Source organism: Pseudomonas sp. H2_D02, from assembly GCF_054677635.1.
Genome location: NZ_CP162816.1, coordinates 3,758,707 through 3,777,592 on the forward strand (window position 1 = coordinate 3,758,707; position 18,886 = coordinate 3,777,592).

Annotated in this window: 17 protein-coding genes and 1 pseudogene; 3 read left to right on the plus strand and 15 right to left on the minus strand. The window is 63.0% G+C overall.

All coding sequences use genetic code 11. From position 1 onward, the window contains the following. Positions 1 to 122 precede the first annotated feature (122 nt). From AB4N42_RS17300 to AB4N42_RS17355, 12 genes and pseudogenes are all read right to left on the minus strand, one after another. Positions 123 to 845, minus strand: a complete 723-nt coding sequence (locus tag AB4N42_RS17300) for an amino acid ABC transporter ATP-binding protein (RefSeq protein WP_030140722.1) — start codon at positions 843 to 845, stop codon at positions 123 to 125. Next, on the minus strand, positions 838 to 1,488 hold the full coding sequence (locus AB4N42_RS17305) for an amino acid ABC transporter permease (RefSeq protein WP_217859530.1): 651 nt from the start codon (positions 1,486 to 1,488) through the stop codon (positions 838 to 840). The genes AB4N42_RS17300 and AB4N42_RS17305 overlap by 8 nt, the downstream gene beginning before the upstream one ends. A gap of 12 nt (positions 1,489 to 1,500) precedes the next feature. Continuing rightward, positions 1,501 to 2,168 (minus strand): annotated as a pseudogene (locus tag AB4N42_RS17310) (amino acid ABC transporter permease). Beyond that, positions 2,161 to 3,939 carry a cis-3-hydroxy-L-proline dehydratase gene (gene lhpI / locus AB4N42_RS17315; protein WP_460115046.1) on the minus strand — a complete coding sequence of 593 codons (1,779 nt, stop codon included), beginning with the start codon at positions 3,937 to 3,939 and terminating at the stop codon, positions 2,161 to 2,163. Before lhpI ends, AB4N42_RS17310 begins: the two are co-directional and overlap by 8 nt. 10 nt (positions 3,940 to 3,949) lie before the next feature. Next, entirely contained in the window at positions 3,950 to 4,768 is an 819-nt protein-coding gene (locus AB4N42_RS17320; RefSeq protein WP_030140726.1) for an ABC transporter substrate-binding protein, read from the minus strand. A 230-nt stretch (positions 4,769 to 4,998) separates the two neighbouring features. Beyond that, positions 4,999 to 5,748, minus strand: a complete 750-nt coding sequence (locus tag AB4N42_RS17325) for an AraC family transcriptional regulator (RefSeq protein WP_460115047.1) — start codon at positions 5,746 to 5,748, stop codon at positions 4,999 to 5,001. Positions 5,749 to 6,132: 384 nt separating this feature from the next. Then, positions 6,133 to 7,389 (minus strand): FAD-dependent oxidoreductase, encoded by a 1,257-nt coding sequence (locus AB4N42_RS17330; RefSeq protein ID WP_460115048.1) that lies wholly within the window; start codon positions 7,387 to 7,389, stop codon positions 6,133 to 6,135. Continuing rightward, on the minus strand, positions 7,386 to 7,622 hold the full coding sequence (locus AB4N42_RS17335; RefSeq protein ID WP_407684415.1) for a 2Fe-2S iron-sulfur cluster-binding protein: 237 nt from the start codon (positions 7,620 to 7,622) through the stop codon (positions 7,386 to 7,388). The genes AB4N42_RS17330 and AB4N42_RS17335 overlap by 4 nt, the downstream gene beginning before the upstream one ends. A gap of 158 nt (positions 7,623 to 7,780) precedes the next feature. Beyond that, complete coding sequence (locus tag AB4N42_RS17340) at positions 7,781 to 8,896, minus strand: NAD(P)/FAD-dependent oxidoreductase (protein WP_258647127.1); 1,116 nt, start codon at positions 8,894 to 8,896, stop codon at positions 7,781 to 7,783. Further along, the gene (locus AB4N42_RS17345; protein ID WP_030140731.1) at positions 8,893 to 9,825 is read right to left on the minus strand and encodes a 4-hydroxyproline epimerase; all 933 of its coding nucleotides are present in this window, start codon (positions 9,823 to 9,825) and stop codon (positions 8,893 to 8,895) included. The genes AB4N42_RS17340 and AB4N42_RS17345 overlap by 4 nt, the downstream gene beginning before the upstream one ends. Before the next feature lie 108 nt (positions 9,826 to 9,933). Beyond that, entirely contained in the window at positions 9,934 to 10,605 is a 672-nt protein-coding gene (locus AB4N42_RS17350; protein ID WP_030140732.1) for a GntR family transcriptional regulator, read from the minus strand. 215 nt (positions 10,606 to 10,820) lie between these two features. After that, positions 10,821 to 11,987 carry an MFS transporter gene (locus AB4N42_RS17355; RefSeq protein ID WP_198796443.1) on the minus strand — a complete coding sequence of 389 codons (1,167 nt, stop codon included), beginning with the start codon at positions 11,985 to 11,987 and terminating at the stop codon, positions 10,821 to 10,823. Positions 11,988 to 12,121: 134 nt separating this feature from the next. On the opposite strand from AB4N42_RS17355, the gene AB4N42_RS17360 reads away from it, so the two are divergent. Together AB4N42_RS17360 and AB4N42_RS17365 are read left to right on the plus strand one after the other, a co-directional pair. Next, the gene (locus AB4N42_RS17360; protein WP_460115049.1) at positions 12,122 to 13,534 is read left to right on the plus strand and encodes an aminotransferase-like domain-containing protein; all 1,413 of its coding nucleotides are present in this window, start codon (positions 12,122 to 12,124) and stop codon (positions 13,532 to 13,534) included. Positions 13,535 to 13,612: 78 nt separating this feature from the next. After that, positions 13,613 to 15,754, plus strand: coding sequence for a TonB-dependent siderophore receptor (locus AB4N42_RS17365; RefSeq protein ID WP_460115050.1), 2,142 nt, complete (start codon positions 13,613 to 13,615; stop codon positions 15,752 to 15,754). 52 nt (positions 15,755 to 15,806) lie between these two features. Here AB4N42_RS17365 and AB4N42_RS17370 read toward each other — a convergent pair whose 3' ends face one another. Next, entirely contained in the window at positions 15,807 to 16,541 is a 735-nt protein-coding gene (locus AB4N42_RS17370) for an SDR family NAD(P)-dependent oxidoreductase (protein ID WP_460115051.1), read from the minus strand. Between the two features lie 309 nt (positions 16,542 to 16,850). Further along, entirely contained in the window at positions 16,851 to 17,057 is a 207-nt protein-coding gene (locus tag AB4N42_RS17375) for a tautomerase family protein (protein ID WP_030140737.1), read from the minus strand. Between the two features lie 126 nt (positions 17,058 to 17,183). Between AB4N42_RS17375 and AB4N42_RS17380 the strand changes: the two genes are divergently transcribed. Then, positions 17,184 to 18,107 (plus strand): LysR family transcriptional regulator, encoded by a 924-nt coding sequence (locus tag AB4N42_RS17380; RefSeq protein WP_460115052.1) that lies wholly within the window; start codon positions 17,184 to 17,186, stop codon positions 18,105 to 18,107. Between the two features lie 207 nt (positions 18,108 to 18,314). Here the strand turns inward: AB4N42_RS17380 and AB4N42_RS17385 are convergent, their stop codons facing one another. Beyond that, positions 18,315 to 18,749: a nuclear transport factor 2 family protein gene (locus AB4N42_RS17385; protein WP_217859520.1), complete on the minus strand. Its 435-nt coding sequence runs from the start codon at positions 18,747 to 18,749 to the stop codon at positions 18,315 to 18,317. Positions 18,750 to 18,886 lie beyond the last annotated feature (137 nt).

Below are 18,886 nucleotides of genomic sequence, written 5' to 3' on the forward strand. Positions count from 1 at the left end.
TTGTGTTGTCTGGTTGGGCCTCATCGTCGGATCGCCGCCCGGAGCAAGCTCGCTCCCACAAAGGGTTTTGTGGTGCACACGAAACAGTGTGGGAGCGAGCTTGCTCGCGATGAGGCCATCGGCTATTTCACCGATTTAAGGAACACCGCCGTCTCCGGCTGCACCGGATTGCCAATCACTTGGTCCGGCGGCCCGATCTCATGGACCCGCCCATTGCAGAAGAACGCCACCCGGTCGGACACGTCCCGGGCGAAGCGGATCTCGTGGGTCACCAGGACCATGGTCATGCCGTCTTCGGCGAGCATGCGCATGGTGTCGAGCACTTCGCCGACCAGTTGCGGATCGAGGGCCGAGGTGGCTTCGTCGAACAGCATGTAGTCCGGCGACATCGCCAGCGCCCGGGCGATGGCCATGCGCTGCTGCTGTCCGCCGGAGAGCTTGCCGGGGAAGGCCTTGAGCTTGTCCCCGAGGCCCACGTGCTCGAGCTGCCTGACCGCCAGCGCCTCGGCGTCCTGCTTGCTCTTGCCCAGCACCTTGCGCGGCGCCAGCATGACGTTTTCCAGCACGGTCAGGTGGGGGAAGGCGTTCCATTGCTGGAAGACGATGCCGATTTTCTGCCGCAGCCGGTTGAGGTCGGTGGCGCTGTCGTGGACCTCCACGCCGTCTACGCGGATGCTGCCTTTCTGGATCGGCTCCAGGCCGTTGATGCACATCAGCAGGGTCGATTTACCGGAACCGGAGCCACCGATGATCGACACGACCTCGCCCTTGTCCACCGTCAGGCTGACGCCCTTGACCACTTCGAGGTTGCCGAAGGATTTATGCACGTTTTCGATCTCAATCATTTTCCTGCCACCTTCTTTCCAGGCTAGCGCCGAGGCGGGCGACCACCAGGCTCATGACGTAGTAGATGAGGCCCGCGATGCACAGCACCAGCAGGGGTTCCTGAATACGCGTGACGATGGTTTGCGAAGCCCGCAGCAGCTCGACGATGCCGATCCACATCACCAGCGCGGTGTCTTTCATCACCCCGAGGACCAGGTTCAGCCAACCGGGAAAGGCAACGCGGGTGGCAATCGGCAGGACGATGAAACGCAGGTCCTGCAAATAGCTCAGTCCCAATGACCGGCTGGCCCGCCGGGTGCTCAGCGGCACCGCCAGCACGCCACCCCGGACGATCTCGGTGAAATACGCGGCGGCGTAGACGCCGAGCACGATGCAACCGACGGCAAAGGCACTGAGGTCCAGGCCGACGATGCTCTTCAGGGAGTTGAACAGCACGAACTGGATCAGCAGCGGCACGCTGCGAAACGCATCCAACACCCACGCGAGCGGCAGGCTCGCCCGGGGCAACAGCGCCCGCAACAGGCCGAACAGCAAGCCGGCGAGGGTGCCGAGCAGGATCGACCAGGCGGTCAACTGCACCGTGACCCAGGCACCTTCGAGCAGATACAACAGGTCGTTGACGGTAAGGCTTGTAGAAAACATGACCAGCCCTCCTCAATAACGAAACAAGCGCCAGGACAACAGTCGGGCCAGCCCGACGATCAGCTTGGCGATCAGGTAATAGAGCACCGCCGCGAGGGCGAAATATTCGAAGGTGCGGAATGTCTTGACGTTGTATTCCTGCGTCACCCCGGTGAGGTCGTTGTTCAGGCCGACCACCACGCCGAGGGACGTCATCAGCACCGCCCAGACCATCTGGTTGGTCAGCGGGTAGAAAACGATGCGCAGCAGTTGCGGGACGATGATCATCCGGTAGGCCTGGAACGCGCTCATGCCCAAGGAGCGAGCGGCGCGCATCTGCGTGCCCGGCACGGCCTTGAGGCCGCCGCGAAAGTTCTCCGCCAGGTAGCCGGCGTTGTTGAAGGTAATGCCGGCCAGCAGGGCGAACCATGAACTGACGTGCAGCCCGAGGGAGCCGAGGCCGAAGTAGAGGATGTAGATCTGGAACAACGATGGCGTGTTACGGGCGATCGATACCCAGCCGTTGCCGACACCGCGTAGCAGCGGATGACGTGCCTGGCGCATCACCGTCAGGACCAGGGCGATCAGCACGCCGAAGATCATCGACAACGCGGCGGTCTCGAAAGTGACCCAGGCGCCGCAGCGAGCATATCGGGCAGGGCGCGTAGCGCCGGGCGCCATTGGAACGTGTAGTCAAACATGGCTCGGGTTCCCCTTGGCCGCGGAGGGTTGCAGCCATTGCGGTGGCTCGCCGCTGGCCGTGGCGGTGCAGGCGGCCTCGACGCATTCGGCCAAACTGGCAAAATGCACGCCACGTCCCACCAGGCCTGGTGCGTAGTGCGCGTATTTGCCGGAGTTGGTCATCAAGGTGGTAGCGGCCGGCGGGATCACCGGCTCGCCCAGCATGCACCAGCAGGTGTCGGTAACCAGCGTTGCGCCGAAGGCCTGGATCGCCTCCAGGTACCCGGCCTGGCACGCCTGCTCCAGCACGGCCCGGCCGCAGGTGATCGCGAGGACCACGTCGGGGTGTTTGATCCGTCCCGCACACAATCCTGCCAAGGCGGCGAATTCACTGAGGGAAAAGTGCGGATTGCCCAGGGACACCACGTCCACGTGCCTGTGCCGGGCGCTGTTGAGCTCGCGCCAGCTGGCGAGCAATCCCGCCATGTCGACGGTTTCCGTGGGTAACACGGCGTCGCGATCCAGCACCGCGGCCGGGTCCATGGCCTCCGGCGTCACCCCGGCGATGTGGAACAGCGGCGCCGCGCTGGTGGTGGCGAACGCCGCGCCAAAAGCCTTCAGGTCGTCGAGGTTGGGCGTGGTGTTTTCCAGCCCCTGGATCAGCGGGATGCGTCGGCCCGTCAGGCTGCCGATGTGATAGCCCAGCAGCGGGTAGAAGCTGTCATCCATTGAATCGAGCCTGGGGACTTTGACGATCAGCCCGGCCTTGCGCTGATCATCGAGATGACAACCGGCCAACGGCGCGCGGCCACACAGGGCGATGCAGATGTCGAGAAAATCCGGGTACTTCTGCGTTCGGGCACCTAGCACGCTGTTGGCGTAGACCACTGCGTTGGATTCGGCCCAGACGATCTGCTCGCCGACGGTGGGTGCGGTGTCCAGCAGGTAGGGCGCGCAGGTGAAGCTCAACTGCGCGCCCATGGCCATATAAGCGTCGCCCAGGGCGCTGGCGGGTTCGCCCAATGCCGGGTCGACACCCAATTCGCGCCAGCGACGTTGGTCCACGGAAATCGAATTGAGTGTCGTGGGCACGCTCACTTTCGCCCCCCACTGCACCAACTGTTCGGCAAACCGCAGGCTGGCCGGGCCGGTATAGATGCAGCCGTCGATGTGCGCCTGGGTGATGTCCAGCAGTTCATCGGCGCCCTGAATCTCGGCCATGCGCAGGACGATTCCCATTGCCACTTTTGCAGCCTTGCCGTACGCACCGTCCAGCAACGCCTGGTCCCGTTCGTTCAGACGGACGGTGGAGGGTGCGAGCGGTTGCGAGGGGATATCCGCCGCGTACCATTGATCGTTGGGCCGGCGCCCGGACAACGTCAGGCAGCTTCCCTCGATGCGCGCGAATCCTTGACCTCGCAAGCCCTCGAATGCCTCGCGGCCGATGCACAACACTGGCAGCGAGCGTTGGAAAATCACCTCGGCCACCAGCACGCCTAGAACAAGGATTTCATCGGCCTCGGCCAGCACCAGGGCGGCGGGCGCATGGCCGTTGCTGATGAGCTCCATCAGCACGCTGCTGCCGGTGCAGGAACCGCGTCCGCTGGGAATCGCCAACACCCGACCCGAAAGGCGCTGGCCGCTGAGGGGGTGATGGCGATCGATGACTTCGCCCGAGGCCGGATCGACTCCGCCCCAAAAGCTCAGGCCAACGTCGGCGAACAGCAGGGTGCCCTGGGCGGCACCCTCCACCAGGCTACGACCTTGCAAGCAGATAGGCGTGCTTGGCATACCGCGCTCCTCAGTAGTAGACCTGCGGCACGGTGAGGTTGGCCGGTGGGATTTCCGTGCCGACCCATTTGACGAACAGCTCGTTGTACCGACCGGTGCGCACTTGCTGGTTGACGAACAGGTTGAGGTAGTTGATGAGGCCATACTCGCTGCGCTTGGCGCCGAGGGACACGTAGTCGATGACGTAAGGTGCATTACCGGCGATTTTCAGCCCCTTGTATTTGCCCGACTTGATGGTGGCGGCGGCGACGGTGTTGGTGACCACGGTGGCATCGATGTGCCCTTGGGCCACGGCCAGCAGTGTGTCGTTCTGGGATTGGTAGGCACGGAAACTGCCGCTGCCCCAACTCTTCTGGTCCTTCTCCAGGGCGATCGCTTCGTAGGTGCTGCTGGTGTTGCCGAGTTTCTTGCCCTTGAGGTCGGCGTAGCTGTTGATGCCGGTGTCGTCGCGGGTCAATACCACCATCTGGAAGGCGAAGTAGGGCACGGTCAGGCCGACGGTCTTGGCCCGCTCCAGGGTGTCGGACGTGGAGGCAACGATGACATCGGCGCGGCCGGAAAGCAGCGCGGGGATGCGGTCGGAGAACGGTGTTTCCACCACTTCGGCGTCTACGCCAAGGATTTTCGCCAGGTCGTTGCAATAGTCGACGTCGAACCCCGCCGGCTTGTTGCTTTCATCACGAAAGCCCATGGGCGGAAAATCCAGTGTGACGGCGCAACGCAGCTTGCCCGAGCCGATGATGTCGTCGAGCTTGTCGGCATGGGCGGGAAGGGCAATCAGGGGAAAGAGGACAACGCTGAGGGCTGCGGCTAATGCACGGTTTTTCATAAAGGCCTCGCTGTCGAATAAATGCGGTGAGATATCGTATTGAGGATTTCGTATACGATATTAGATAAGCAATCGACGTGCCTGTTTTATGTTGCAAGCTCGGTTTCAGGTAAGGCTTTGATATTTGGGCGATTGTTGGAACTGCGCCCGTGGTGCCAGGCGAGCGGGGCTGAATGACGGTGTTACAGATGGGAGCAGTGAGTGGGAGGCTGCCCTGTAAAGGAACAACGTCAGCGCTGGTTTTCTCGGTACTGGCTGGGGGAAAGGCTCGTCAGCGCGCGGAACTGGCGGCTAAACGCACTGTGATCGGTGTAGCCGCAGCGCAGGGCAATTTCGGTGATGGGTAAATCCTGCTCCAGTAACAGTCGCGAGGCTTCCTCCAGGCGCGCCTTGTGAATCATCTGGCGGGGTGTGAGTTGGAAGATGCGCTTGCAGTGCCGCTCCAATTGCGCCACCGACAAGCCGGCAATGGCGGTGAGTTCCGCCAGGCTGATGGGACGGGCGAAGTGCAGCTTGATATGCGCATCCACCGCCGCCAGTTTCTGGAAGGCTGGATGGCTGGCTTGTGGCGATTGCAAATCACGGGAGATCCCGGCCAGGCCAACGATCCGGCCCGATGGCTCGCGCAAGGCGAGCTTGTGGGTCAGGCACCACACCGGCTGGTTGCCGTAATAAAGGTGCAATTCGAGCTGATCGGCCAGCTCCCGTCCGCTGGCGAGCACGCGTCGATCCTGTTCGGTGTACAGCGGGCCGAAGCGTTCGGGGAATACCTGCTCGGCGGTGAGGCCCACAAGGTCACCGCAGTGCTTGAAGCCGCAACGCCGGGCGAGGGTCTGGTTGACGAAGGCGTAGCGGGCTTGGTTGTCCTTGATGAAAAACACGGTGTCGGAGAGGGTATCGAGCAACGGCGCGATGGCTTGCAGGCTGCGTAGCAGGGTGTCCATGTCGCAGGGGGCGAGGGAGGTGAGCGAGGGGTGCATGGCCGGCGTCGTCTTTTGTGTGGGAGCGATGGCGCAGTGTCAGTCGAAAATGTGCTGTCTGTCACGCCGCCATCGCGAGCAAGCTCGCTCCCACATGGGGTCTGCGGTGCCTGCAAAGTTCAAAAGTCCGCCTCAAATCCCTGTGGGAGCGAGCCTGCTCGCGAAAGTGGTGGGTCAGCTTGCATCAATGCCAGATGTGCCGACGCATTCGCGAGCAAGCTCGCTCCCACATGGGGTCTGCGATGCCTGCAAAGTTCAAAAGTCCGCCTCAAATCCCTGTGGGAGCGAGCCTGCTCGCGAAAGTGGTGGGTCAGCTTGCATCGATGCTGGATGTGCCGACGCTTTCGCGAGCAAGCCCGCTCCCACAGAAAAGCCTCTGTGGATTCAAGCCGGCGGGGTTTCTTCCAGGTTCAGCAAGGTTTCGATTCGCGCCGGGCTGAAGGGCGGGCGGGGTGTGGGTGGTGTCCAGCCGAGCAGGTATTGCAGGGCGGCGCCGCACACCCGGCCCTGGCAGGCGCCCATGCCGCAGCGGCTGGCCAGTTTGGCTTCACGCCAGTTTCCGTGGCCGGCCAAGGCGCCGTAAGGAACATCCTCACAGCGACAGACCAACGTATCGCTCCGCGCCATGCTTTTCAAACGGCCGTCCAGGGCGAAGGCCTTGTTCAATGCCCGCGCGAAACCCTGCCATCGCGCACGGCCAGGCCAAAGGCGCTCGGCTGCAGCGGTATTCCCCACGGCGGCATGACCAGCAATGGCGCCTTCAACCAAGGCCAGTTCACTGCCGCCAAAACCGGTGCATTCGCCAGCGGCGTAATGGTCGTCCCGCGTGGTGGCCTGGCGTTCATCAACCGCAAGCGCCTGTCCGTCGAGCGCGCACCCCAGCGCCTGACCCAGCTGGGTATTGGGGATCAGCCCGAACCCACAGGCCAAACGGTCGCAGGCCAACTCCACCGTCTTGCCTTGTTGCAGCAGACGCACGCCTTCGAGCTTGTCCCCTCCCAAGGCTTCCAGCACATGGCTGCCGGTGCGGTAGTGAGCATCGAGCAGGCCGAAGGATTGCCATAACTTGCCCGGCCAGCGGGGCAGTTGCGCAGCGAATCCGGCAACTGCGGTGCGGCTGGCCTGCTCGGCGATCCGCAGCACTTGGGCCCCGTGACGTCTTGCCGTGGCTGCGCTCGCCAACAACAGTGGACCGCTGCCGACAATCACCAGTCGCTCGTTGCTCACCGGCAGGCCGCCCTTGATCAGTGCTTGCAAGCCGCCGGCACCGGTTACACCGGGCAGCGTCCAGCCGGGGAAGGGCAGCAGCAATTCCCGGGCACCGGTGCACAGGATCAGGCGGTCATAAGCGATCAGCCAACCCTGCTCGGCATTTTCCACCAGCAAGGTCTTGTCGCCGGCGATCGCAATGACCCGGGTCTCTGCGTGGCAGTGCACGTTGGCGCAGGCGCGCAAGCGCTCTCGCATGTGTCGCGCCTCGGCCGGCAAGTGGGCGTGGGGTCCATCGCGCCAGATCTGTCCGCCAGGGTTCGGATTGTCGTCCAGCAGCACGATGCGTGCGCCGCTGCTGGCTGCGGCCAGGGCCGCAGCCATGCCGGCGGGCCCGGCGCCGATAATAAGGATGCCGGCAAATTCGGTCATGGTCGGGTGTCCACGTGCATGCCGTCGCGGCACAAGGTCTGGCAGGCCAGGCGGAGGCGGCCGTCGATCATCACCCGGCATTCCTGGCAGATACCCATGCCGCACAGCGGAGCCCTGCGTTGGCCGCTGACCGAGGTGCGGCTGCAACCGTCGGCGCCCAACGCTAACGCGGCTGCAACGGTGGTGCCATCGGCCACCGAGAGCTGGCGGCCATCCAGGAATACGTCAGGCATGGGGCTGATACTCCCTGGCCAAGCGGATCTCAAGAAGATGCACCGATCCCGTGGCGAGGGAGCTTGCTCCCGCTGGGGCGCGAAGCGGCCCTGTTTTGGGTCTGCTGCGCAGACCAGCGGGAGCAAGCTCCCTCGCCACAGGGGATATATGCAGGGCTTCAGGCATGGGCCGGTTCTCCCAAGAAGCGCTGCGGCAGGTAAGGTTGCGCGGCCAGCGGTGCCGTTTCATTGAAGAGCTGGGCAACCAGCAGGTCAGCGGTGGCCGGTGCGGTCGTGACGCCGAGCCCTTCATGGCCCACCGCAAGCCACAGGCCTTTGCGCTGCGGGTGTTGCCCCACCAGCGGCAAGCCGTCGGGGCTCGCCGCGCGAAAACCGGTCCAGGCGCGGATGCCGTTGAGGTGCGCCAGGCCAGGCATGTAGTCCACGGCGCGCTTGAGCATCTTCGCCAGCATCCAGCCTTCCACCGCTGGATCGACGCTGCCGAACTGCCGCGAAGCGCCGATGAACAGTTGTCCGGTCGGGCGCGGTTGGATGTTGCATGCCACCGACGGCCCGCTGGCGTTGTGGGCACTGGTGACATAACCCAGCTCAACCAGGGTGTGCGTGACGGTGGCGGGGTAGCGATCGGTGATCAACAGATGGCCCTTCTTGGGCTCGATCGGCAGTTCCGGGCACAGCTCGGTGGCCTGGATGCCGTTGGCAAGCACGACGGCTTCGGCGCTGAGCCAACGCCCGTCGGCGAGGCGCACGCGGCGGCCGTCCACTTCGCTGGCCTCGGCGCGTTGCTGGCTGATATTGACGTGATCGAGCATCCAGCGGGCGGCGGCGGGGGCGTAGAGAATGCCGTCGCCCTTGATCAGCAGCCCCCCTTCCAGGCCCGCCCGCAGTTCCGGTTCGCGCTGCTGCAAGGTGGCGCGGCCAATCAGTTCACAGGCCTCGCCATGGGCCATCAGGTTCAGGTATTTGCTGTGGGCGACGGCCATTTCCTCGGCATTGGCCGCCAGCCATAAAGTGCCGTTGTTGCGCCAGGCACAGGCATCGGGCAGCGCAGGCGCCAACTCTCGCCAGCGTCGCAGGGAATATTGACTCAAGGCCAGCTCCGCCGGGTTGTCATCAAGCACCAGCAGGTGGCCCATGCCGGCCGCCGTTGCACCGTGCCAGCCAGCGTCCAGCACCAGCACCTGCAAACCGCGCTGAGCCAGGCTGCGGGCGCAGGCCGCGCCGATGATACCGGCGCCAATGACGATCACGTCTGCGACATGGCCTTCGCTCACGGACGGATGCCCCAGGCGAAGGGATCGTCCGGCTCGATAATCAATGTGCTTTCAGCGCTGATGTAGGCCCGGCCGCGAATGGTCGGCACGATGCGCTCGCCCGAACGCTCGTACGACCCTTCGAATTCGCTGCCGATGACACTGGCCTGGCGCCAGATCTGTCCGGGTTGCAGTTTACCGTCGGCCGCCAGGCACGCCAGTTTGGCGCTGGTGCCGGTGCCGCAGGGAGAACGGTCGTAGGCCTTGCCAGGGCAGAGCACGAAATTGCGGCTGTCGGCCTGGGGATCGTCGGCGAACAGCTCGATATGATCGATCAGCCCGCCATCCTCGCCGCGAAAACCCTGTTGTTCCAAGGCCTGTTGCACGGCGAAGGTGTAGGCGGTGAGTGCGTCGAGGTTGTCGCCCGCCACACGCTGGCCATGATCGGCGATCAGGAAGAACCAATTGCCGCCCCACGCCACATCGCCGGTCACCGGCTCGATGCCCGGCACTTCGAGGCGCAGGGCCTTGCGATAGCGATAGGAAGGCACGTTGCGCACGCTGACCGAGCGATCCTCATGCAATGTCGCTTGCACCGTGCCCACCGGCGTCTCGATGCTGTGCACGCCGGGGCCGATCCGGCCCAGATGGGCCAACGAGGCGACCAGGCCGATGGTGCCGTGGCCGCACATGCCCAGGTAGCCGCTGTTGTTGAAGAAAATCACGCCGGCACAGGCGGCCGGATCCACCGGTTCGCACAGCAACGCGCCCACCAGCACATCGCTGCCGCGGGGTTCCAACACGCACGCGGTGCGCCAGGCGTCGTGCTGCTCGGCCAGGCGCTGCCTGCGCTCGGCCATGCTGCCCTGGCCCAGGTCGGGAAAGCCATCGGTCACCAGTCGGGTCGGTTCGCCGCCGGTGTGGGAGTCGATCACGGTGATACGTTTCATGGCGCCACGTCCATTCAGATAAGTGGACACAAGCGTGGCGCGCGCCGGGGCCGGCGGCTTGATGGATTTATCCGTCGGTGATGACGAAATCAGCACAGTCCCAAGAAATCACCGGCTCGACGGCAAATACTCGAACAGGGTCTTGCAGACGCCGGCAATGTGTTCGTCCAGCAATTTCACCGCGCGCTCCACATCCCTGGCGCGGCAGGCGTCGAGAATCTCGCGGTGTTCATGGTCGGCGCGCTCCTTGCCGGCGGACAGGCTCATCTGCATACGCAGGTAACGCTCGAGCTTGTCGTGGACCGAGCGGATCAGGCTCACCATGAACGGCCGTTGCGCGGGCTCATAGAGACAGGCGTGCAATTGCCAGTTCAGCTCGGCCCAGCGACCGACGTCGTCCTCGCCGATGAACTCCTGGCAGATGCTTTCGGCACGGGCGAAGGTGGCTTCGGTCATGTTGGGAATCGCCAAGCGCAATACCTTGTCCTCCAGCAGCATCCGCACCTCGAACATCTGCGCCAGTTCCGCCTCGGAAATCCGCGTGACCATCGCCCCGCGATTGCGCTGGAACATCACCAAGCCCTCGGCTTCCAGGCGCTTGAGCGCTTCGCGCACAGGGATCTTGCTGACGTTGAACTGGCGGGCGATGTCATCCTGGCGAATCGGCTCGTCCTCGGCGAAATGCCCGGCCACGATGGCGTCGCGCAGGTGACGGGTGATGATTTCCGAAGTGGACGGGGTGTTGCCCAGGTCGGGCAGGTTGAACTTGGATAAGGTCACGGCGGCGGTCGTTTGGCTGAGATGGGGATATGGTATACGACCCGGCTATCGCGATGTCGAGTGACATGCCGTTGTGGCGAGGGGATTTATCCCCGCTGGGCTGCGCAGCAGCCCCAAAAGCACCGACCTCAGCCTTATTGGCATATGGAGTTGTCTGGTTGGGGGCCGCTCCGCAGCCCCAGCGGGGATAAATCCCCTCGCCACAAGGTACTTTGTCAGCTGGGGGAAGGTTGGGCGACAAAGGCCTCTGTCCGGACGATGCGCAGCCCGGTGATCGTTGCGCCTGCCAGCAGTGCCAGGCCAAACACCGCGAGCGCCACGTCAGCGCCGAAACGGTCGACCAGCCACCCGGTCACCACGACCGGGATACTGAACCCGACATAGGCAAACAGGAAGAATCCCGCGCTGACCCGGGCTTTTTGCGCACCGGCCATGGCGGTGATCGCCGACAATCCACCCAGGTACAAAAAGCCGTAGCACGCACTGCTGGCGCCCAGCGCACCGAGCAACACGGCGGCCAGCGAACCCTGGCTCGCGCCCCAGGCAAGCAGCGCGTAGCTCAATGGCAAGACCAACAACCCCAATCCCGTGGCCCTGGCCGGTTGCATGCGTTTCACCCAAGGCTGGAAGATCAGCCCACAACTGATGACGGTAAAGGTCGACAGGCCGGACCAGCGTTGCAAGTCATGGGCGGCAAGCACCGATGGCAGGATGGCGATCACCAGCCCGGAAGTCGCCCAGGCCAGCAGCATGGAAAAACTGTAGGGCAGGCTGCCGGCCGGGAACAACGGCAGGCGCAACATCGCTGCGTGCTTGATTCTGGGGGCGGGGTCCGGCAGTCGCGCAACCACGATGATCGCCAGGGCAGCCAACGCCAACTGCAACCAGAAACTGCCCGGCGTGACGCTGTGGTGGAGGAACAGGAAGAGGCTGGTCAACGCCGCGCCCAGGCCGAAACCCAGGGAGGTGCTGGCCGTGACCCGGTTGGCCGGTGACCTGGCATCGCATGTCGGCATCAGTTCCACCATGTAGGCGGTGGACGTCGCCGAAGCCAAGCCGGTGCCGATGCCCATCATCAGGCGCGCCACGCCCAGTGCGATCAGGTTCGGCCAGATCACCGTGATCAACGTCGCCAGCATCGACAGGCAGAGCGCCGTCACGATCAAGGGTTTGCGGCCCACCCGGTCGGCCAGTCCGCCGAACGCCAGCAGCACGGGCAACACGCCCAATACATAACCGGAAAATGCCACTGCGGTGGCGCCCGCGCCGTAACCGGAAAGCTGCGCATAGGTGGTATACAGCGGCGCCTGGAGATTGACGGCAAGGGTGATCAGGCAAAGACCGAACGCCAATCCCCATGAGTGTCGTTGCTGTATGTCCAAGAGGGGTTCCTTGAGGGTGTGGAGTCTGGATGGACTATCCCGGTGGGGCCGAGAGCAAACAAGGAACAGACGCGGGGCTTTTATGGTTAACTGTTCGCCGAAAATTCGAAAACACTTAGCCGAGAGCCCGCGCCATGGACCTGAACATCGATCGCAACGCCACGGGTTCGTTGGTCCGGCAACTGGTTGCCAGTCTGACGGAGTGGATAAACACCCATGGCATCCGCCCGGGTGCCCGCATGCCGTCGATCCGCCAACTGGCGACTGAAAACGGCTTGAGCCTGTCGAGCGTGATCAAGGCCTACGACCAATTGGTCGCCAGCGGCGTCTTGGAGTCCCGGCATGGTTCGGGATTTTTCGTGGCCCAGCAGATGCCCGTGGCTTCGGCGCCGGACATCGACGACGCGGTAGGCTGGCGGTTGTTCGATAACGAATCGACGCACCTCAAGCTGGGGTGTGGCTGGTTGCCGGACGCATGGCGCGACGACACCGACCTGGGCCAGGCGATCCGCCAAGTGGTGCGCAGCGACAATCAGGCACTGTTCAACTACAGCACGCCGCTGGGTTCGGCTCACCTGCGCCTGCACATCCAGAAGCGCCTGGGCCTGATCGACATTCACGTCGACCCGCTGCAGATCCTCACCACCCAGGGCGCGAGCCACGGCCTGGACCTGTTGGTACGCACGCTCCTCAAGCCTGGCGACCTGGTGCTGGTGGAAAGCCCCGGTTACTACAACCTGTTCAACCTGCTGAAGCTGCACGGGGTCAAGACCCTGGCGGTGCCCAGGACCGCACAAGGCCCTGATATCGCCAGCCTGGAACGCTTGCTCGGCGTACACAAACCGGCCTATTTCTTCATCAACAGCATGTACCAGAACCCCACCGGCACCAGCCTCGCCCCCAGCGTTGCCTATCGCCTGTTGCAACTGGCGACGCTGCATGACTTCCGGCTCATCGAGGATGACATCTACGCCGATTTCCAGAACGGCCCGACGTCGCGCCTGGCATCCCTCGACGCCTTGGACCGGGTGATCTACCTGGCGAGTTTTTCCAAGACCTTGTCCAGCTCGTTGCGCATCGGCTACGTGGTCGCGCAGCCCGAAGTCATCAAGCGCCTGGCTGAAGTCAAGATGGTGACCGGCATCGGCTGTTCATTGCTGGCGGAAAACGTCGTGGCGACGCTGCTGGCCAACGGTGCCTACCGCAAGCTGCTCCAGCGCTTGCGCGTGCGCTTGAACAAGCAGATGGCGAGCACGTTGCGCCTGCTTGATCCGGCTCACTGGGAGGTGTTTGCCGAGCCGAGTGGAGGACTCTTCGTCTGGGCCCGGCCCCGGCATGTGCCGGCCGAACGGGTGCGGCAAATTGCCGAGCAGTTGCAGATCCAACTGTCCCAGGGTTCCACATTCCTGCCGGAAGGGCAGGCGTGTGACTGGCTGCGGCTCAACGTCGCGTTTACCCAGGACGTGCGGGCCCAGGCATTTTTCAGGCAGATCGGCCAAGAGTCCACAGTTGGAACGGCGGTGCTAATGGGAATAGATATCAAATAGAAATGAGTTACTGTATCTTTCGCGACACATTCTTGCCGGCCCCGGGGGCCGGCGTTCTTTCGTCAGGATTGTGTGTCGATGCGTCGGATACTCGTTTCATTGTGTGTGCTCCAGGCTTATTCCATTTCCACTTGGGCAGAAGAACCCGGCACGGCGGCCAGGGCGCCACTGGAGTTGCAGGCCACCGACATCGTCGGCAGCTCGGACTTCGAAACTGCACAGGGCCCCGTGAAGGGCTATCACGCGACCCGTTCGGCCAGCGCCACGCGTACCGACACCGCGATCCATGAAACCCCGCAGTCGATTTCGGTCGTGTCCCGCGACGTCGTCGAAGACCTCAGCGCCACGCGCCTGCAAGACGCTCTCGATTACGCCGGCGGCGTCGGCCGGGGTAACAATTTCGGCGGCCAGGGCCTGACCACGTTTACCGTGCGCGGCTTTACCACGGGTGAGTTCTACCGCAACGGTTTCCCGATCAACCGGGGTTACCCGAACATGCCCGATGCCAACACCATCGAGCGCCTGGAAGTGCTGCGTGGCCCGGCGACCATGCTTTATGGCCGTGGCGACCCGGGCGGCACGTTCAACGTGGTGTCCAAGCAACCGTTGGCCGAACGCACGGTGACCTTGGGCAGCCAGGTCAGCGACCAGGGCATGCGCCGCGGCACCCTGGATACGTCGGGTCCGCTGGATGAAGAAGGCCGCCTGGCGTATCGCCTGAATGTGGTGGGCGAGGGCGGCGATACGTTCCGCGATCACGTCGAGACCGAGCGTTATGGCGTCGCTCCCGTGCTCAGTTGGCAGGTCAACGACACCACGCGCCTGACGTTCGAAGGCGACTTCATGCGCAACAATGCGCCGCTGGACCGTGGGCTGACGCATTACGCCGGCCAGCGCGGCACCGCGTCCCGCGATACGTTCTTCGGTGAAAAAGACGCCGGCAAGCTGCACAACGACAACAACATGCTGCAGGTGCGTTTCGAGCACATGCTCAACGACGACTGGACCCTGGCCGGTGGCACCCAGTGGCTAGACGGCACCTTGCAGGGCAACGCGGTGGAGGGCAACGGCATCGCCGCCGACGGGCGCACCCTGGGCCGCAACTTCAACTACCGCAAGCTGGAATGGACCGACCGTGATACCCAGCTCAACCTCACCGGGCATTTTTCCACGGGTGGGTTCGAGCACACCCTGCTGACCGGGGTCGAGTACGAAGACTACGACTACAAGTCGATCATCCGACGCTCCGCCGCCGGCACCGGCGCCTATCCGATCGACATCTTCGATCCGGTGTATGGCCAGCCGCGCCCGGCGTTGACCCGCACGCCGACCGATGACGAGGAAAATCTCAAGACCTTCGGTGTATTCGTCCAGGACCAGGTGGCGCTGACCGAGCGTTTGAAGGTGCTGGCCGGTGCGCGTTTCGAGCGGTTCGAGCATGAGTATGAAAGTTTTGTGCCTCAGGCACGCCCCGGCAGCCGGAACTGGGAAGTCACCGACAACGCGGTCACCCCGCGCCTGGGCGTGATCTACGACCTGACCGACACGGTGGCCGTCTACGCCAACACCGCCCGCTCGTTCAAACCCAATAACGGCGCCCGCCGCGAGGGGGGTGGATTCAAGCCGGAAGAAGGCAAGTCCTACGAAATGGGCGTCAAGTGGGAAGCCCTGGATCGTCAGCTGAGCGTCGATGCGGCGGTGTACCAGATCGAAAAACGCAACGTGCTGACACCCGATCCGCTGGACTCGACCTTCAACGTCGCCGCTGGCGAAGTGCGCAGCCGTGGTTTCGACTTGAACGTGGCGGGCAACCTGACGCCGGAGTGGCGCGTCATCGGTGGCTACGCCTATGTGGACGCCGAAGTGACCAAGGACGTCAACATCCCCACCGGCACTCGCTTGCTCAACGTGCCGAGGAACAGCTTCAGCCTGTTGAACGTCTATGAGTTCCAGGATGGCGGTTTGAAAGGGCTAGGCGTGGGACTCGGTGCGAAATATGTCGATGAGCGGGCTGGCAACACGGCGGCGACGACCTTCACCATGGACGACTACACCGTCGTCGACCTGCTCGGTTACTACAAGGTCAACGAGCGCATCCGCCTCAACCTCGACCTGAAGAACCTGTTCGACGCCGATTACGAAGAGGGCGCGTTTGGTGGCGTCTACGCCTACCCGGGCGCTCCGCGGACGGTGCAGGCAGGCATCTCCTACACGCTGTAGATTCAAGGCTGCATGAAAAACCCCGAAGGTCCTGCCTTCGGGGTTTTGTTTTTTACCACTTGCCGGTGCTCATGCCGCCGTCCACCGGCAGGATCGCCCCAGTCGTGAAATCGGCACCCGCCAGGTACAACACGGCTTCGGCGATCTCGTCGATGGTGCCCACCCGGCCGGCAGGTGCCAGGTTGTTGAGGAAGTCCCGGTGTGCCGGGTCATGCATCGGCGTGTCGATGATGCCGGGCGCCACGGCGTTGACCTTGATGTTATGGGGCGACAATTCCAGCGCCAGGGCGCGGGTCATCTGGTTGACGCCGCCCTTGATCAGCACGGGCAGCGCTGCCGGCACCTGGATGTTCGGTTGCAGGGCCACCGAGGCGGAGATGTTGATGATGAATCCCTGTTGGCGGCTGATCATGTGCGCGGCAGCGGCCTGGCTGGCGTAGACGAGGCCCTTGAGGTTGGTGTCGAGCAGCGATTCCAGGTCCTGGGGGCTGTATTCGACGAAGGGTTTGGGCAGGAAGAAACCGGCGTTGTTGACCAGCCCATCCACCGCGCCGAACGCCTCGATGGCTTTGCCGACAAGGGCGGTCGACGTCGCCGGATCGGCAATGTCACCGGCCACGCCGACGAAGCTCGCCGGATGACCGAGCTGGCCAGCTGCATCGTCCAGGCCGGACTGGGAGCGGGCATTGCCCACCACGTTGTAGCCGCGGGCCAGGAACGCCTTGACCAGGCCAAGGCCGATGCCGCTGGAAGCGCCGGTGATGATGACGGTTTTCTGATTGCTCATAATGTTGACTCCTGATCACGTTGAGTTGGAACCGCTGCGCCTGTCTGGGCGTTGGTTGTGATCAGGTTATTGATGCGCCTGGGTTTGATAAATGGGGGTTCTGGTACTTGAGTTGATACTTGGTGTAATCAATCCATCGAATCCACACAACTCCTTGTGGGAGCGAGCTTGCTCGCGATGGCATTTAATCAGCCATATGTGAGCCGGCTGACCTGCCGCTATCGCGAGCAAGCTCGCTCCCACAGAGGCCGCAGGTTGGCAGGCAGAAAAAAGCCCGGTCATTCGGACCGGGCTCGGCAAGGCGAAGTGTCACTCCTTGGGTTTACTTCGGTACTCCGTCGTCGTCATGCCCGCATACCCCCAGTTATCCGTGTCGACTTCCTCGATCACGATATGGGTCAGGTGCGGGTCCTTGCCCAGCACGCGTTGCAGGGTTTCGGTGATTTCGGAAATGACTTGGGCTTTCTGCTCGCGGGTGACGCCGTCGCGGGTGATACGAACATTGACGAAAGGCATGTTGCACTCCAGTTGACGAAATGTGCGCAGGAAAGACTCCGCGCAATCGAGGGCCACTGTATTTATACGCCACGGCCTGATAAACAGGCATCGGGAATCTTCAGTTAATACGCGGTGTAATGAATCATGAAGCGTCACTTTGAAGACTTGCAGTTAGGCAGTATCGAACTGTTCTGCCTGGCGGCCGAGGCGGGCAGTTTCACGGCGGCGGCCCAGGTAGCGGGTGTCACTCCGGCAGCGGTCAGCCGTTCGATCTTTCGCTTGGAGGAACGCCTGGGGTCGCGGCTTTTCGTGCGCACCACCCGCAGCATTCGCCTGACCGATGCCGGCCGGACCTTTTTCGAGCAATGTCGCCAGGCGCTGACGCAACTGGTCGAAGCGCAGCAGGAAGTCATGGGCGCGCAATCGGTGCCGTCCGGGCAACTGCGCATCAGTGTGCCCACCACCTACGGCCATCACCGGATCCTGCCGTTGCTGCCAGCATTTCGCGCGCTTTATCCGCAGGTCAGCGTGGACGTTCACCTGAGCAACCGTAATATCGATTTCGTTGCTGAGGGCTATGACTTGGCGATACGGGTGCGGGCCCAGCCGGATTCCTCGATGATTGCCCGGTTGCTGGAAGACGCGAAGCTGGCGGTGGTCGCGTCCCCGGATTACCTGCGCAGGGTCGGCACACCGCAAACGCTGGAAGACCTGGACCTGCACGAGTGCATCCAGTTCGAACTGCCCAGCAGTGGTCGTCGGATTTCCTGGTTGTTCAATGTCGAGGGCAAGGAGAAGGAAGTGTTCGGGCAGGGCGGGTATTGCTGCTCCGACGATGTGCTGGGCGGGGTGACGCTGGCCAAGCATGGCGCTGGGCTGTTCCAGACCTACCGATTTATCGTCGAACAGGAATTGGCGGACGGGCGACTAGTGGAAGTGCTCGCGCCGTTCGCAGGGCGCTCGCGGCCGTTCACATTGCTATATCCCCACGGCCGGTACGTGCCGCAGCGGGTGCGGGCGTTTGTGGATTTCCTGTTGGAACATCGGCAACAGTGGGCGGCGGATTGACTGATTCAAATCTGTGGCGAGGGGATTTATCCCCGCTGGGCTGCGAAGCGGCCCTAACAGCAGCTATGCGTTCATCCGGCATATCGAGCTGTCATTTCCAGGGCTGCTGCGCAGCCCAGCGGGGCGGTGCGACGTTTCGCTAAATCCCCTCGCCACAATGAATCCCAGCGACCTCACGTCAGCTGAGTGCCCATGGAGATTCTCAGGTCAAAACCGAAACGCCTGCCGACCAATCAGCAGCCACTTGCCATTCTTCTGCTTCTGCCAGATCTGGAAGTTCTCGATTTCGGTCGGGACCACCTCGGTGCCCTTGAGCGCCTGGGCGGAGAAGTGGTTGCGAACCATGGCTACGTCGCCTGAGACGGTGATTTTCTGGTTCTGCATTTCAAGGGTCTTGAATGCGCTCTTGCCGGTCTCGATGTCGTTGATGAAGGCTTTCTTGTCCTGGATGTTGCCGCTGGAGTGGCCGTAGGTCAGGTTCTCGGCGGCCAAGGCCTGGAGCTGGGGGATGTCCTTGTGCAGCATGGCCTGGGTCAGGTGGTCGACAGCTTCGGCCACTTCCTTCTCAGCCGATGCGGGCGCGGCGGCTACGTAGCCGCTGAACAGGCAAACGAAACCGATCAGCAATGATGCTTTTTTCATGGGTCTTTCCTTGTTTTTGTAAGTATCAGGAGTTCGAGCACCTAGGCTCGTCGGTCATCGTACAACTTGTAGTGATGCGCGGGAATAGCCAAGTGGAAGCGGGGCACAAATTTGATAGAGAAGATTGCGACCAGGTT

Bases quoted from the DNA above. Each gene is read 5' to 3' on its own strand.
- AB4N42_RS17370 (WP_460115051.1), bottom strand. From the start codon at position 16,541: ATGAGCAATCAGAAAACCGTCATCATCACCGGCGCTTCCAGCGGCATC.
- AB4N42_RS17305 (WP_217859530.1), bottom strand. From the start codon at position 1,488: ATGTTTTCTACAAGCCTTACCGTCAACGACCTGTTGTATCTGCTCGAA.
- AB4N42_RS17320 (WP_030140726.1), bottom strand. From the start codon at position 4,768: ATGAAAAACCGTGCATTAGCCGCAGCCCTCAGCGTTGTCCTCTTTCCC.
- AB4N42_RS17365 (WP_460115050.1), top strand. From the start codon at position 13,613: ATGCGTCGGATACTCGTTTCATTGTGTGTGCTCCAGGCTTATTCCATT.
- AB4N42_RS17300 (WP_030140722.1), bottom strand. From the start codon at position 845: ATGATTGAGATCGAAAACGTGCATAAATCCTTCGGCAACCTCGAAGTG.
- AB4N42_RS17335 (WP_407684415.1), bottom strand. From the start codon at position 7,622: ATGCCTGACGTATTCCTGGATGGCCGCCAGCTCTCGGTGGCCGATGGC.
- lhpI (WP_460115046.1), bottom strand. From the start codon at position 3,939: ATGCCAAGCACGCCTATCTGCTTGCAAGGTCGTAGCCTGGTGGAGGGT.
- AB4N42_RS17325 (WP_460115047.1), bottom strand. From the start codon at position 5,748: ATGCACCCCTCGCTCACCTCCCTCGCCCCCTGCGACATGGACACCCTG.
- AB4N42_RS17385 (WP_217859520.1), bottom strand. From the start codon at position 18,749: ATGAAAAAAGCATCATTGCTGATCGGTTTCGTTTGCCTGTTCAGCGGC.
- AB4N42_RS17380 (WP_460115052.1), top strand. From the start codon at position 17,184: ATGAAGCGTCACTTTGAAGACTTGCAGTTAGGCAGTATCGAACTGTTC.
- AB4N42_RS17375 (WP_030140737.1), bottom strand. From the start codon at position 17,057: ATGCCTTTCGTCAATGTTCGTATCACCCGCGACGGCGTCACCCGCGAG.
- AB4N42_RS17330 (WP_460115048.1), bottom strand. From the start codon at position 7,389: ATGACCGAATTTGCCGGCATCCTTATTATCGGCGCCGGGCCCGCCGGC.
- AB4N42_RS17360 (WP_460115049.1), top strand. From the start codon at position 12,122: ATGGACCTGAACATCGATCGCAACGCCACGGGTTCGTTGGTCCGGCAA.
- AB4N42_RS17345 (WP_030140731.1), bottom strand. From the start codon at position 9,825: ATGAAACGTATCACCGTGATCGACTCCCACACCGGCGGCGAACCGACC.